The organism is Clostridium oceanicum (assembly GCF_039521385.1).
GTDB lineage: Bacteria > Bacillota > Clostridia > Clostridiales > Clostridiaceae > Clostridium_F > Clostridium_F oceanicum.
Genome location: NZ_BAAACG010000008.1, coordinates 655,632 through 670,824 on the forward strand (window position 1 = coordinate 655,632; position 15,193 = coordinate 670,824).

Sequence of the window (15,193 nt, forward strand, 5' to 3'; positions counted from 1 at the left end):
AACATTAATACTATATTTAAATACATTTAAATAAATAATAAGCAGTTTCAAAATTTATTTGAAACTGCTTATTTATTATTTTAAGCTTTTATACTTTTGTTACCATCTTTTCCTAATCCTTTTAATGTTTTATAAGCTTCACCAATAAGAACTAATGCAAGGATGAATAAAATTATGGCCATTACTCCTAATATATAATTTGGTTTTGCTCCAAATAGATAAGATTTTATAATTAAGAATAATGCTGAAAGAGTAACTGCAAACATAAATACCATTGGTATTACTATCATTATTGTCTTCTTTCCTCTTCTTGCAAGCCATGCTGTTAATGACAATAATGCAAGTCCTGCTAATAATTGGTTTGCTGATCCAAATATTGGCCATATTTTCTTGTATCCATATAATATCAATCCAAGTGAACATAACACTGTAATTATTGTAGATACATACATATTAGCAAGTGGAGATCTTGTTCCATCTTCTTTTACTTCAAAGAACTCTTGGAATATATATCTTCCTATTCTAGTTGCAGTATCTAAACTTGTTAAAGCAAATGCTGAGAAAGACAATATTACAAATACTTTACCAACTTCAAGTGGTAATCCAAAACTATTCATAAAAGTTGCTGTTCCACTAGCAAATATAGCCGCTGGTGTTCCTTCTGCTTTCATTACATATCCAACAGAAATTAATGCTATAATAGCAACTATACCTTCTATAAGCATTGAACCATATCCTATTAATTGAGCATCTTTTTCAGAGTTTAATTGTTTAGATGAAGTTCCTGAACTTACAAGTGAATGGAAACCTGATACAGCACCGCAAGCAACAGTAACAAATAAGAATGGGAATAAGGTTTGCCCTTTAACATTAAAAGATGTTACTGGAGCTAACTTCATTGTAGGATGAAGTACTAATATACCTATAAATGATCCTATAAGCATTGCATAAAGTAAGAATGAACATAAATAATCTCTAGGCTGTAATAATAACCACACTGGCATAGTAGATGCTACTGTGATATATATTAATAATATTATTTGCCATTGAAGTTTACTTAATTTTAATACTGGGAATGTATATCCTAAGTATATACATAAGAAAAGTAAAGCAACGCCAAATACTGTAGCTATACTTAAAGGTGCATTTCTTCTATATACAAGAAATCCAAAAACCATAGCAAGTAATATAAAAAGTATTGATGCAGTTCCTGCTTGAGCTCCTACTAATACGTTTGGTTTTGAAGGATCAAAAGCAAATGTGGAAGCACATATATCCGTAAATGCAGCAACAACTAAAACTAAAGTAACCCATGCAAAAACATTAAATAATTTTTTACCCTTTTGTCCTATATTAGCATGAATAATTTCACCTATAGAATTTCCTCCATGTCTTATAGATGCAAATAATGATCCAAAATCATGAACTCCTCCTATAAATATACTACCAATTAAGATCCAAAGCATTACAGGCACCCAACCAAATATAGCTGCTTGTATTGGTCCTGCTATAGGTCCTGCCCCTGCTATCGATGAAAAGTGATGACCAAGTAATACCTTAGCATCTGCTGGACAATAATCCACGTTGTCAAACTTTGTATGTGCTGGAGTTTTTTTATTAACATCTACACCCCAGTGTTTGGCTAACCATCTGCCATAAGTTAGGTAAGCTATAAAAAATAAAATAATACCTGTTAAAAGTAAGACTAATGAGTTCAAAACAACCCCTCCTTAATTTTTATTAAAGTGTTTTTGATACACTTTTCTAACAATTTTACCTGCTTTATTAGTTACAACTTGCTCATTTGCTAGGTCTACTAGCACTAAACGGATGTCACACCACCCGTACCAATAAAATTTATAAGCTTTAGCAAATTTAAACTTTTTAACATAATTCTTCATTTTTTCATCTACGGGAGTTTTAGAAACTATAATTCCAGTTATATAAGAACTTTTATGATCTTTGTGAGGTACAACATATTCATCCTCTGCTTTTACAAGCATATTAGAAAACCTTTGCAAAAATTCTTCTGAAACAGATTCAACATCTTTAACAAAACAATATTCATTAGTTTCAAAAGAATCTATTATGTCTTTTTCTGTAATCATACTTCTTATATTAACAATTTTACATTTAGCAAATAAATCTAAGTTTTCTCTAGAAAAATTTAAATCTTTTTTAATTTGAAAATGTGTTTTATAAGAATTCTCTACTTTTTCAATGTAATCTTCTGGATTCATCATTTTATATACCCCCTGTTTTCTCTATAATAACACCGAGAAAAAATTTAGTCAATTTTCTGTAAAATCATTTTAATAATAAATTAGCTTTAAATTTAATACAATATTAAATTTAAAGCTAATTTATTATTAATTTTATTATTTTTTAAGGTTTTGAATTAAACATTTTACTAGTATTAATTTTTAGTTCATATTTTTTTAACAATTATTATTATAAATTGTTAAATATTGTATTATATCCACATATAATCTTTAATATAAGTATATATCTTCTAAAAATTCTTTTACTACTTTATCATATTCATGTCTATTTTTGCTATAAGATTGTGCATGATCAGCATTAATAGGCATATATATCTTCCTTATCCCCTTACTTTTTTTGTTATACATATCTACAGCCATACTACTAGGAACATATCCATCTTTTTTACCATGTATAAAAAGTATAGGAACCTTTGAATTCTTAACACTATTTATAGGAGATACTTCTTTAAAACTAATACCTGTTCTTATTTTACTAACTATCCTAGCTAAAATTAAAAAAGGAAATACAGGAAGTTTAAGATCTTCCTTTAATCTTACCTTTAATATTTCTTCCATATCAGAATATCCACAGTCTTCTATACAGAATTTAACTCTTTTATCTATATCTAAATTTTGAAGCACAATAGATGCTCCCATTGATTCTCCAAAAGTACCTACAATAGAATCTTCTCCATTTTTTTCATAAATCCAATCTGTCCAAGCTTTTAAATCATGCTTTTCATAATATCCAAAAGTAGTATTAGTTCCTCCACTTCTCCCATGATTTCTATGTTCATATAATAATATATTAAAACCTCTATTAATAAATAAATCCATATACTTAACAGAGTTATATAATGTACATTTAATACCATGACATATTATTATTGTCTTAAAAGATTTTTCTTTTGCTGGAATATATAATCCATATAACTCATATCCATAGGGGGACTTTATTTTTATTTCCTCTTTTTTTAAATTATTAAAATCTTTTTCAATTATTCTTCCACACTGAACTTCTTTATCATATGTTTCTTTTATAGTTCTAGTATTAGGATATAATACTATATTAGAAAATTTAAAACCAATATAACCACAAATTATTACAATTATAATAAAAATAAAAACAACACTAAACACAGTCTTTACCTCCAAGCAAAATACCTGAAGCAATAATGCCTCAGGTACATAAAATATATTATTAACATTAAAACAAAAATCAAATTATATTAACAAATGCTTTATTTTAACAATAAATTAAAATTATTTTTCTTTTTTATCTTTTTTTAATAAATCTCCTATAGCTGCTATACTTCCTAAAGATGATAAAGTTTCATTAGGTAATATAAGCTTATTTGCAGGATTATTTGCCATTTCTTTTAATGCTTCTACTTGTTTTAAAGCTATTACTGTTTCATCAGTACCAGATTCTATTATAGATCTATTAACTTTATCTATAGCTTTAGAATCTGCTTCTGCTATTTTTTCTATAGCCTTAGCTTTACCTTCTGCTTCTAAAAGTTGAGATTCTCTAAGTCCTTCTGCTCTTCTTATATTAGCTTCTTTTTCCGCTTCAGCTTGTAATATTTTAGATTGTTTTTGTCCTTCTGCTCTTGCAATTTGAGATTGTTTTTCTCCCTCAGCTTGAAGTATTGCAGCTCTCTTATCTCTTTCTGCTTTCATTTGTTTTTCCATAGCATCTTGTATTTCTCTTGGTGGATTTATATTTTTTATTTCTACAGATAATATTTTTATTCCGTAATCATCTGTTATCTCATCTATTTGTTCAAGTAATTTAGCATTAATTCTATCTCTACCAGATAATACTTCATCTAAAGACATATTACCCACTATATTTCTCATATTAGTTATAGTTGAATACACTATACCTGATTTATAATCTTCTATATTATAAGTTGCATCTTTAGAATTCATTATTCTATAAAATATAACATTATCTATTGATATATTAACATTATCCTCTGTAATAACACCCTGTGGTTCAATATCTAATATTTGTTGTTTTTTAGATATTTTCTTTCTAACAAAATCAACAAAAGGTATTATAAAATGCCATCCTGCTTCTAAAGTTCTATGATATTTACCAAGCCTCTCAATTACATAAACATATCCTGTATTTACTATTTTTATGGAAAATATTAAACTAACTATAATTAGTACAAATAAAACTATTAAAATTATATTCATTTATATCACTCCTTAACTTTTTCTATTATAAGCCTGTTCCTTTTTACATCTATAATTTTAACTTTATCCCCCTTCTTTATCATCTCCCCCTTATTATTTACATACCAATAGATTCCTCTAAATTTTATATACTCTTTTTCATCCACATCTTTGTCTATTGTAAAAATTTTACCTATATACTTTTTTTCTGTAACTTCTATATTTTCTACATTATTTAGTATCAATTTTTTTACTAAAGGATATCCTACTATAAGCAAAACTATACTAACAATAGCAAATAATATACACTGAGTTATAAAAGATAAACCTAACACTTGAGCTATCAAAGCAATTATAGCTCCTATAGTAAACCATATAAACATAAACGAACTAGTTTGTAAATCGACTATTAATGCTATTGTACCTATTACAATCCAAAAGATATTAATATAAATAGGATTTTTAACAAGTAAATCTAATCCATTTTCCATCTATAACTCCTCACCTTTAAATATTATTATTAGTTATCTGTCATTATATTACTACAATTATACACTATTAATATAATTGAATATAGTTTTTAGTATATATTAAGTCGTATTCAAATAAATAACTAGTCAGTATGTTAGTTTATTTTGTGAACTACTTCTTCCTTGAAACCTACTAATAGCAGAGCTATTAGCAGAACTCAAGTCATTGTATTTCACAAAATATCCGTCGCATCTTTGACTTATTATTTATTTTTATATGCCTAAAGAAAATTTAAATCGAAATTATTTTACTAAAAGCTTTTCTCTTTTTTATAATAACTATATTTATTTAATCTAATATATTTTTATTATAAATCTATAGACTTTATTTAAACTGTAAATAATCTTAAGATAACATTAATAAAATAGATATTTTTATTAATTAATGAAATTTTTTCTTAATGTATTTTAAACTATATACAATTATATTGTGCAACTACATATAACTATATTTATTGACAATAAATTTCTAATACATGATAATAATATTGTTAAAATAAACAACTAATTTAAAATGGAGGAAAATTTAATGGAAAGCAACCAATATTATATAAGAGTATCTGCTGCATGTCCTTTAACTAACATTGCAGACATAGATTTTAATTTAAAAAATATAAAAATATGCATAGATAAAGCTATAAATAATAAATCAAAAGCTATAGTTTTTCCTGAATTATGTATAACTTCATATACTTGTGGAGAATTATTTAATCAAAATTTACTAATAGAGAAATCTATTGAAGGTATAAAATCAATATGTGATTATTCTATAAATAAAGACATATTAATTTCTGTAGGAGCTCCACTTACATATAATAGTTCTTTATACAATTGTGCTTTTGTTATATTTAATGGGAAAGTTTTAGGAATAGTACCAAAAAGTTATCTTCCAAATTACACAGAATTCTATGAAAAAAGATGGTTTTCTGAAGGTATAGGAATAATTAATAAAAAAATTAATCTTCCATTTCAAGAAAACATACCTTTTGGAACTAATTTGATATTTAAAAGTGGGATATTTAAATTTGCTTTTGAAATATGTGAAGATTTATGGGTTACAATTCCTCCTAGCAGCTATCTTTCTCTTATGGGAGCTAATATCATATGCAATTTATCTGCCTCTAATGAAATTGTTAGCAAAGCAGATTATAGAAGAAGCTTAATTTCTTCTCAAAGTGCAAGATGTATGTCTTCATATATATATGCTTCTTCTGGTGTATATGAATCTTCTACAGATTTAGTTTTTAGTGGTCATCTACTAATATCTGAAAATGGATCTATATTAAAAGAAAATAATAGATTTCAAAGAGAAAATGAAGTAATTGATCATATTATAGATGTAGATAAATTAAATAATGAAAGACTTAGAAATATTAGTTTTAGAGATAATATTAAAGCTACCCCTTTTGAATCTTTAGAAATAGACTTTAAATTTTCTAATAATAATATAGAAAATGATAATTTTAATAGATTTGTTAGCAAACATCCTTTTGTTCCTTCTAATGAATCTGAAAGAGAAGACCGTTGTAAAGAAATATTTAATATTCAAACATCAGCTTTAGCAAAACGTCTAACTCATACTGGAATAAAAAAAGCTGTTATAGGAATTTCCGGTGGACTTGATTCAACTTTAGCATTACTTATAGCTTCTAAAACTTTCGATATGTTAGATATACCTAGAAAAAACATAACAACAATTACTATGCCAGGCTTTGGAACTACAGATAGAACTTATAATAATGCAGTAAATCTTTGTAAAAACCTAGGTACAGATTTACGAGAAATAAACATAGTAGATGCTTGTCTACAACATTTTAAAGATATAAGTCACGATGCTAAAATTCATGATGTTACTTATGAAAATGTTCAAGCAAGAGAACGAACTCAAATACTTATGGATATAGCAAATAAAGAAGGTGGTCTTGTTATAGGAACTGGTGATTTATCAGAATTAGCATTAGGTTGGTGTACATATAATGGAGACCATATGTCAATGTATAGCGTAAACTCATCAATTCCTAAAACTTTAGTTAGATACTTAGTTAATTACGTTGCATCAACACAAGTTTCTAAAAAAGTTACTGATATTCTTATGGATATTCTAGATACACCTGTAAGTCCAGAACTTTTACCTAAAGATAAAGAAGGTAAAATAGCTCAAAAAACTGAAGATATAGTTGGTCCTTATGAATTACATGATTTCTTCTTATATTATTTCATAAGACAAGGATCTAATCCTGATAAAATAATACAGTTAGCTAAGGTAGCCTTTAAAGATTGTTATACTAGCGAAACTATAGAAAAATGGTTCAAATACTTTGTAAAAAGATTTTTCTCTCAACAATTTAAAAGATCTGCTATGCCTGATGGTCCAAAGGTAGGAACTATAAGTTTATCCCCTAGAGGAGATTTTAGAATGCCTTCTGACGCTAGCTTTAATTTATGGAAAAGTTATTTAGATTAAAATTTATTATTTTTATAAACAAAGTAAGATCATATATGTAAATATATGATCTTACTTATATATATCAACTACAAGGCCTGTAATATCATCTATAGTTTTTGCTACATCTATATTATCTTTTTCTGAATTTAATAATGCTTGAGTAAGTTCTTCTAGTTTTTCATCTATTGTTTCTATAGTTATAAAGTATTGAGTCTGCCAAAAGCTTATATCCTTCTTTACTTTATACATATGCTCTAAAACAGATTGCAAATATTCTTTTATCATCTTTTTATATGCTTTAACATCAGCATAACATTTAGTTATAACTAATCTATTTCCTTTTTTCTTTATACTATCTAACATTTCCTTAAGTTCTTGTTCTGATTTTTGTTGTCTAGCAAAATTAAAACTTTGAGAAAAATCTTTTTTAGTATCTACAGTTCTAATATTCTCAGAATGTATTGGTGAATTATTCCCTACTCTTTTTATTTCCAAAAAACCACTCCTTATATAATACTACCTCTACTATTATAATCTATAATAAAAATAAAATCTTTAAAAAATATTATATGTTAAGTGATAAATATTATAAAAATTAAAATATTTTGACGAATTTTTAAAAAGGCAAGATTAATTTAATAAATATGTAACCTCCATTGATTTAAATTCATGGAATTATTTAATATTACTTAATAATACAAAAAATAAATAAAAGACTGATCCTATCAGTCTCCTACTATGTTATATAATCTCCCGACCTATGCCGAGTATGTTATTCAAAATTAGAAAGGATATATGAGATATAATCTCCTAACCTCTGCTAGGTATGTTTCTCAAACAATTGTAATTATATCATTAATATTATACTTATACAACATAATTTTAAAAAAAAATTAATATTTCCTTATTTTTTTCTATATAAAACCTCTTTAAACTACAAATCTAGCGAAATTTTTATCTTAGAATCCAAAAGTTTCATAAATTTATTGTTAAGGGTAGCTACATGCCTTCCTAATCTTGCTTTAGAAACTACTCTTATTTGTTCTGCTAAAACTGTACCGGTTATCTCCATTTTTTCTCCTTCCACAAGATGAAAGTCACCATTTCTTATAGAAATATGTACTGCTATTTTTTTAGGCCTATTAGATATAGGAACCACAATTGTTGTAGGGGCATTTTGATTTCCTGTATTATTTTGTATTACTATAACTGGTCTAATTTTGTTTTCTTCTGAACCTATATTTTGACCTAATTCGCAAGTCCACACTTCTCCTCTTTTAGGAACTATTCTTATTCTATTCTTAACATTATCATTCATTTCTATACCATTATTTACCCACTCAACATATTTATATAACTTTCCTATACCATATGACTTTTGTTTTAGCGTTTTCTTTTTGTTATTTCCATCTATTCTTATATTAATTTTATTTTTGTATTCATCTAATAATTTATGTATCTGCCTGTTTGTATCATATATGTATTTTCCTAATTCCTCATTGTTCATTTCATTTAAGTTCTTCATCACACTTTCCCCCTATAATATCTATAATACCAAAATTTGAAAAAGAAATAAAATTTTTATACCATTATAAGTATTTATAATTGCCACCCCTCTTTATAATATTATGAATTACGCCGTTTTTTATGCAACATAAAATAAATTTAATATATAAGGTAATACTACATTTATTGTCCTACTTATTTATAATTAAAAATTTTTTTAAAACTCATATATTTTATAAATTAGTATCAAATAATATATAAATATTTTAAAAATTACTAATAATAGTATCGAGGTGAAACATATGTGGTTTAATAAAACTTCTGAACAAATCTTTGAAAAATTAAATACAAACTTAGAAACAGGGCTAACATTAAAAGAAGTAGAAAATCGTAGAGAAAAATATGGTTATAACACCCTTAAATCCGCTGAAAAAAAATCTATAATAAAACTATTTATAGAGCAACTAAATGACATTTTAATATACATACTTCTTGGAGCAGCCATAGTTTCTGGACTTCTTGGAGAAATAAGCGATGCTATCATAATAGGAATTGTATTAATATTAAATGCAGTAATAGGAGTAATTCAAGAATTTAAAGCTGAAAAAGCTCTAGACGCTTTAAAACAGTTATCTACTCCTAAAGCTTTAGTTAAAAGAGATGGTAAAATTATTGAAATACCTTCAGAAGAAGTAGTTCCTGGTGATATAGTACTAATTGATGCAGGAAGATATATTCCTTGTGATTTAAGACTTGTAGAAACAGCTAACCTAAAAATAGAAGAATCTGCTTTAACAGGAGAATCTGTTCCTATTGAAAAAAACAGTGATTTAATCACACAAGATAAAAAAACAGCACTAGGGGATCAAAAAAATATGGCTTTTATGTCTACTTTATCTACTTATGGAAGAGGTATTGGAATTGCTGTTGCTACAGGAATGGATACAGAAATAGGTAAAATAGCTTCTATGTTAGAAAAAGAAGGAAAAGAACTTACTCCCCTACAAAAAAAATTAAATGAATTAGGTAAATTACTTGGAATAGCTACCCTAATAATTTGCGCATTAATGTTTTTAGTAGCATTAATACAAAAAAGAAATCTGTTAGAAATGTTTTTAACATCAATAAGTCTTGCAGTAGCTGCTATTCCTGAAGGTCTTCCTGCTATTGTAACTATTGTTTTAGCTATGGGAGTTCAAAAGATGATTAAAGAAAATGCTATAATAAGAAAGCTTCCTGCCGTTGAAACTTTAGGTGCAGTAAATATAATATGTTCAGATAAAACAGGTACTTTAACCCAAAATAAAATGACAGTAACTAGATTTTTAGTAAATAATAAACTCCAAGATATAGATAAAATAAATTTGCAAGATTCTGCTCATAAACTATTATTAGAAAATATAGTATTATGTAATGACTCAACCTATTCTAAAGATAACAGTACCGGTGATCCAACTGAAATAGCTTTAGTAGAAGTAGGATTTAATAACGCTCTAGACAAATCTGAGTTAGAAAATGCTCATAAAAGAATATTTGAAATCCCTTTTGAATCTGACAGAAAACTTATGACTACAGTAAACAAATATGATTCTAAATACTATGTAATGACAAAAGGAGCTACTGATAACCTAATAAATATTTGTTCTAATATTTATATAGACGGAAAAATAGTTCCTTTTACAAAAGAAATAAAGGAAAACATACTAAAATACGCAAGTTCTATGTCTGAAGATGCTCTTAGAGTATTAGGCTCTGCTTTTAAAACTTTAGACTCTGATAAAATCCATAAAGATTCTTTAGAAAAAGATTTAACCTTTATAGGTCTAGTTGGAATGATAGATCCTCCTAGAGAATCTGTAAAAAAATCTATAGAACAATGTAAACAATCTAGTATTAAACCTATAATGATAACGGGTGATCATAAAATTACTGCTTTAGCTATAGCAAAAAATTTAGGAATAGCTGAAGATGAATCTGAAGCTATATTTGGATATGAAATAGATGAGATGTCTGATGAAGAACTCTCTAACAAAATAGATACTTTAAAAGTATTTGCTAGAGTTTCTCCAGAGCATAAAGTAAAAATAGTTAAAGCATTAAAGAAAAAAGGAAATATAGTCTCCATGACTGGTGATGGAGTAAATGACGCCCCTTCTTTAAAAGCTGCAGATATCGGTGTTGCTATGGGAATAACCGGAACAGATGTAGCTAAAGGTGCATCTGATATGGTTTTAACAGATGATAATTTTTCTACTATCGTATCTGCAATAGAAGAAGGAAGAAATATATTCAATAATATAAAAAAATCAATAGTATTTTTATTATCTTGTAACATGGGTGAATTATTAGCATTGTTTATAGGAATACTCCTTGGATGGCCTGCACCTTTAAGACCTATACATCTTTTATGGGTTAATTTAATAACTGATAGCCTTCCTGCTCTTTCTCTTGGAATAGATCCTGGAGATCCAGACGTTATGAAGGAAAAGCCTAGAAATCCTAAAGAAAACCTATTTGCTGGTAACTCTGGTATATCAATAATATTAAATGGATTATTAATCGGTGCTTTAACACTTATAGCATTTGAAACTGCTAGAATAAGATACTCAGATTCTATAATACACGCTCAAACCATGGCCTTTGTAGTTCTTAGTATATCCCAATTATTTCATTCACTAAATATGCGAAATACAACTAAGTCAATTTTTCAAGTAGGCTTATTTACAAATAAATATTTAATTGCTTCAATATTATTTGGAATTTTTCTTCAAAATGTAGTAGTTACAGTACCTTTCCTATCCTCTATATTTAAAGCCTTTGATTTAACTTCTAATGATTGGATATTTGTAGCTATTCTATCTATAATTCCTCTAATATTAAATGAAATAGTTAAGTTCTTTTTAAGATTAAAAAACAAAAATAATTAAAACTAAAAAATTAAATCTTATATTCTTAAAAAAATTACTAAACATAAGTAAGAAATGTTAATATATAATTTCTTAAGTAAAACATTTTCAAATAAAAAACTGATATATTGAAATAATATCAAACTTCAATATATCAGTTTTTCATTTAAACCTATGGAAACCTCAGCACTGTTTTAATTGTATTTTATATTCTATAAAAAGTTAATTATAAAATTATTTTATAAACTTAATCTTTCTATTCTTTATAACTATATCTCCACATTCACTAGTTTGTATTATATTAACCCCTTTATTTTTTAATCTATCTATAACCTTATTTTGCGGTGTATATATTCCATCACAATTAATTATAGCTATTTTAGGCTTTGTTATCTTTAAAAATTCTTCAGTCGTACTAGTATTAAGTCCATGATGGGGCACTTTTAATATATCACATTTTTTTAAAACTTTATTATTTATCATGTCTTTCTCAGCTCTTTTTTCACAATCACCAGAAAAGATATATCTTACAGAATCTATCTTTCCATATAAAACAATGGAATTATCATTTTCATTATCATATTTTTTTAAAGGACCTATTGCCTCTAAATATATTTTTTTCGACTTTTCTTTCCATCCTCTTTTAATAAATTTTATTTCTACATTATATTTTTTAATAATACTTAATACTTTATTTTTTTCTTTACTATCATAATCTGGTAATAATATCTTTTTTATTTTATTGTTCTTTAATAACTCTTCTAATCCTCCATAATGATCATCATGATAATGAGTTAATATAAATTCATCTATTTTTTTTACTCTACTTAATTGAGTATAATTTATTATTTTATCAGAATACTCTTCTCTGCCACTATCTATCATATAATTTTTATCATTAGATTTTATCAATGTACAATCACTTTGACCTACATCTAAAAAATTAACTTCTATACCATTACTATTTGTAAAAGCATTCATATTACTTGTATCAATAGTATTAAGAATGCTTATAATCAAAATAATACTTATTGCACATATAATCCAATTAATAGGTTTAAATTTCATATATTCCTCCTTATTATGTTATTTTCTGCAATAATATTATTTTTATAATAAATAATTCACTAAAAAAATTTATAATCTTATAAATAACAAAAAGAACCAGTACAAAAACCTCTCTGATTCTTTAATGATAAGTATTCAATTTTATTTTCTTTATATAAGCTATTCTAATTCTTTACTTAATTTTATATATTCTCTAGAAGCTTTCTTTATATGTTCAATTTCTTTTTCCGTAAGTTTTCTTATAACTTTTGCAGGAGATCCCATACATAATACTCCTGATGGTATCTTTTTATTAGATGTTACAAGACTATTTGCTCCAATTATAGTAAAGCTTCCTATTTCTGCACCATTTAATATAGTAGTTCCCATTCCTATTAAAGAAAAATCATCTATTTTACATCCATGTAAAATAACACCATGTCCTACTGTAACATAATTTCCTATTTCCACATTAGTTTTTTTCTCATCATCTACATGAACAACAGAATTATCTTGAATATTAGAACCTTTACCTATATAAATAGAATTTACATCTGCTCTTAAAACTGCTCCAAACCATACATTACTATCTTCTTCTAAAATAACATTTCCAATCAAATCTGCACTTTGTGCTACAAAAGCTTTTTCATGAATATTAGGTTTTTTACCTTTAAATTTATAAATCACTATTGCTTCTCTCCTTAAATTTATCTTATAGTTAAAGAAAATATTATTAAATTAATTATATTTTACACCATAATATTAATATATATTATGTTTTGAAACAATAGTTATAATTATTACATTAATAACTATAAAGAACAACAGGATATATTATTTAAAAAAATTTATAATTTACTTAATAATAAAAAAAGCTGATATTCTAAACTATCTAAGTTTAAATTATCAGCTTTTTATTATTAATTAAAGTAAGTACTAATCAAATTCTCTTATTGCGGCTATACCTTTTTCATCTTTTAATTTCATAAACAAGTAAAAAGGAACTCCTAGTAATATCATTAAGAATCCATATAATACTGTTTCTGCTCCTGATCCATATATAGCCCATATAGCATATGTAAGTCCTATTAAAGGTACTATAGAATTTTTTATAAAACTCCAAAGAGTAAATTTCTTTTCTCTTTTTACAAGAAGCATTATATCAGCTGCACTCATTGTTGCATATACAGGCAAATAAGCCAAAGCTGATAAAAGTATCATAAAATTATATGCTGATACCATAGATCCTGTATAATTCATAAGTAATACTAAATTAGTTAGTATACCATTAATTATAAGAGCTGCATAAGGAGTACCATACTTAGGATGTACTTTTGCAAGAACTGATGGAAATAATCCGTCTTTACCTACAGCATAAGCCATACGTGCAGTTAGCATTATCCATCCTACTATAGTTCCAAATATAGTAATTACTACACTTACTAAAAATATTTTTACAACTCCACTTCCAAGATTTACTGCTAAAATATCACTCATTGGTGAATTACTTTTAGCTAAAATATTTTGTGGTAAGGCTCCCATAGCAACAAAACTTAAAACACAATAAAAACCTATTGCTATTAATAGTCCTAAAATTGTACTTCTTTTTATGTTTTTCTCTGGATTTTTTAATTCACCTGCAGCAACTGCAGAAGATTCAAATCCTGAAAAAGCCCATAAAGTTATAGCTGCAGCTAAAGGAACCGTATTCATTCCTTTCCCTTTTGGAAACATTGGAGTTATAAATTTAGGATTAAAATAATAAGCTGCCACCCCAATAAACAATATAAATAATATTAATTTAAATATAGTTATAGCAGTTTCAAATGTAGCTGCTTCTTTTACTCCTCTTATATTTAATATTGTAAATATCCATAATATGGCTGAAGTATATAGAAATGCGTATAATCCATTAGTTTTTAACGCTGGTATTAGAGATGCTGAATAACTTCCTATGGCGGTTATAATAGCGGCATTGGAAATCCAAGAGGCTGTCCAATAAAGCCACGCATTAGTAAATCCTATAAAATCTCCAAAAGCTAATTTGGCATATTCATAAGGACCTCCTGTTTTTGGTATTCTAGTTCCTAGTTTAGCACAAGATAAAGCTAAAAACATAGTGCCTAATCCTGTTATAATCCAAGCAATCATTGTAGATCCGGGACCTGCTACTTGAGCTAAACTTGCTGGTAACATAAAAATACCTGCTCCTATCATATTACCGGCAACTATAAAAGTAGCAGCAAAAAGTCCTATTTGTTTCTTCAGATGTGGATTATTTTCCATAATATCCATTCCTTTCATTTG

12 protein-coding genes are annotated in these 15,193 nt (G+C 26.4%); 2 read left to right on the forward strand and 10 right to left on the reverse strand.

The annotated features are described in order from the left end of the window. Nucleotides 1-80 precede the first annotated feature (80 nt). The 5 genes from ABDZ71_RS09115 to ABDZ71_RS09135 form a co-directional block, all read right to left on the reverse strand. Nucleotides 81-1,718 (reverse strand): carbon starvation CstA family protein, encoded by a 1,638-nt coding sequence (locus tag ABDZ71_RS09115; RefSeq protein WP_343760944.1) that lies wholly within the window; start codon nt 1,716-1,718, stop codon nt 81-83. A 12-nt stretch (nt 1,719-1,730) separates the two neighbouring features. Further along, the gene (locus tag ABDZ71_RS09120; protein ID WP_343760946.1) at nt 1,731-2,243 is read right to left on the reverse strand and encodes a DUF8052 family protein; all 513 of its coding nucleotides are present in this window, start codon (nt 2,241-2,243) and stop codon (nt 1,731-1,733) included. Nucleotides 2,244-2,492: 249 nt separating this feature from the next. Continuing rightward, entirely contained in the window at nt 2,493-3,404 is a 912-nt protein-coding gene (locus ABDZ71_RS09125) for an alpha/beta hydrolase (protein WP_343760948.1), read from the reverse strand. Nucleotides 3,405-3,527: 123 nt separating this feature from the next. Then, nucleotides 3,528-4,472 (reverse strand): SPFH domain-containing protein, encoded by a 945-nt coding sequence (locus ABDZ71_RS09130; RefSeq protein ID WP_343760950.1) that lies wholly within the window; start codon nt 4,470-4,472, stop codon nt 3,528-3,530. A 5-nt stretch (nt 4,473-4,477) separates the two neighbouring features. Further along, the gene (locus ABDZ71_RS09135; protein WP_343760952.1) at nt 4,478-4,942 is read right to left on the reverse strand and encodes an NfeD family protein; all 465 of its coding nucleotides are present in this window, start codon (nt 4,940-4,942) and stop codon (nt 4,478-4,480) included. Nucleotides 4,943-5,510: 568 nt separating this feature from the next. On the opposite strand from ABDZ71_RS09135, the gene ABDZ71_RS09140 reads away from it, so the two are divergent. Continuing rightward, nucleotides 5,511-7,445, forward strand: a complete 1,935-nt coding sequence (locus ABDZ71_RS09140; protein ID WP_343760954.1) for an NAD(+) synthase — start codon at nt 5,511-5,513, stop codon at nt 7,443-7,445. A 51-nt stretch (nt 7,446-7,496) separates the two neighbouring features. Here ABDZ71_RS09140 and ABDZ71_RS09145 read toward each other — a convergent pair whose 3' ends face one another. Then, complete coding sequence (locus ABDZ71_RS09145; RefSeq protein WP_343760957.1) at nt 7,497-7,922, reverse strand: YaaR family protein; 426 nt, start codon at nt 7,920-7,922, stop codon at nt 7,497-7,499. Nucleotides 7,923-8,361: 439 nt separating this feature from the next. Then, a complete protein-coding gene (locus tag ABDZ71_RS09150; RefSeq protein ID WP_343760959.1) occupies nt 8,362-8,952 on the reverse strand; it encodes a type II toxin-antitoxin system PemK/MazF family toxin in 591 nt (196 codons plus the stop codon). Between the two features lie 283 nt (nt 8,953-9,235). On the opposite strand from ABDZ71_RS09150, the gene ABDZ71_RS09155 reads away from it, so the two are divergent. Continuing rightward, entirely contained in the window at nt 9,236-11,860 is a 2,625-nt protein-coding gene (locus ABDZ71_RS09155; protein WP_343760961.1) for a calcium-transporting P-type ATPase, PMR1-type, read from the forward strand. Between the two features lie 213 nt (nt 11,861-12,073). On the opposite strand, the gene ABDZ71_RS09160 is transcribed toward ABDZ71_RS09155, so the two are convergent. From ABDZ71_RS09160 to ABDZ71_RS09170, 3 genes are all read right to left on the reverse strand, one after another. Then, complete coding sequence (locus tag ABDZ71_RS09160; RefSeq protein ID WP_343760962.1) at nt 12,074-12,907, reverse strand: ComEC/Rec2 family competence protein; 834 nt, start codon at nt 12,905-12,907, stop codon at nt 12,074-12,076. Between the two features lie 159 nt (nt 12,908-13,066). Then, nucleotides 13,067-13,573: a gamma carbonic anhydrase family protein gene (locus tag ABDZ71_RS09165; protein ID WP_343760963.1), complete on the reverse strand. Its 507-nt coding sequence runs from the start codon at nt 13,571-13,573 to the stop codon at nt 13,067-13,069. 249 nt (nt 13,574-13,822) lie between these two features. Then, on the reverse strand, nt 13,823-15,172 hold the full coding sequence (locus ABDZ71_RS09170; protein ID WP_343760965.1) for an APC family permease: 1,350 nt from the start codon (nt 15,170-15,172) through the stop codon (nt 13,823-13,825). Nucleotides 15,173-15,193: the final 21 nt, after the last annotated feature.

What these genes read in the sequence shown, in the direction of transcription:
- ABDZ71_RS09130 (WP_343760950.1), bottom strand. Translation starts at nt 4,472, where the DNA reads ATGAATATAATTTTAATAGTTTTATTTGTACTAATTATAGTTAGTTTA.
- ABDZ71_RS09160 (WP_343760962.1), bottom strand. Translation starts at nt 12,907, where the DNA reads ATGAAATTTAAACCTATTAATTGGATTATATGTGCAATAAGTATTATT.
- ABDZ71_RS09135 (WP_343760952.1), bottom strand. Translation starts at nt 4,942, where the DNA reads ATGGAAAATGGATTAGATTTACTTGTTAAAAATCCTATTTATATTAAT.
- ABDZ71_RS09155 (WP_343760961.1), top strand. Translation starts at nt 9,236, where the DNA reads ATGTGGTTTAATAAAACTTCTGAACAAATCTTTGAAAAATTAAATACA.
- ABDZ71_RS09140 (WP_343760954.1), top strand. Translation starts at nt 5,511, where the DNA reads ATGGAAAGCAACCAATATTATATAAGAGTATCTGCTGCATGTCCTTTA.
- ABDZ71_RS09150 (WP_343760959.1), bottom strand. Translation starts at nt 8,952, where the DNA reads ATGAAGAACTTAAATGAAATGAACAATGAGGAATTAGGAAAATACATA.
- ABDZ71_RS09170 (WP_343760965.1), bottom strand. Translation starts at nt 15,172, where the DNA reads ATGGAAAATAATCCACATCTGAAGAAACAAATAGGACTTTTTGCTGCT.
- ABDZ71_RS09120 (WP_343760946.1), bottom strand. Translation starts at nt 2,243, where the DNA reads ATGATGAATCCAGAAGATTACATTGAAAAAGTAGAGAATTCTTATAAA.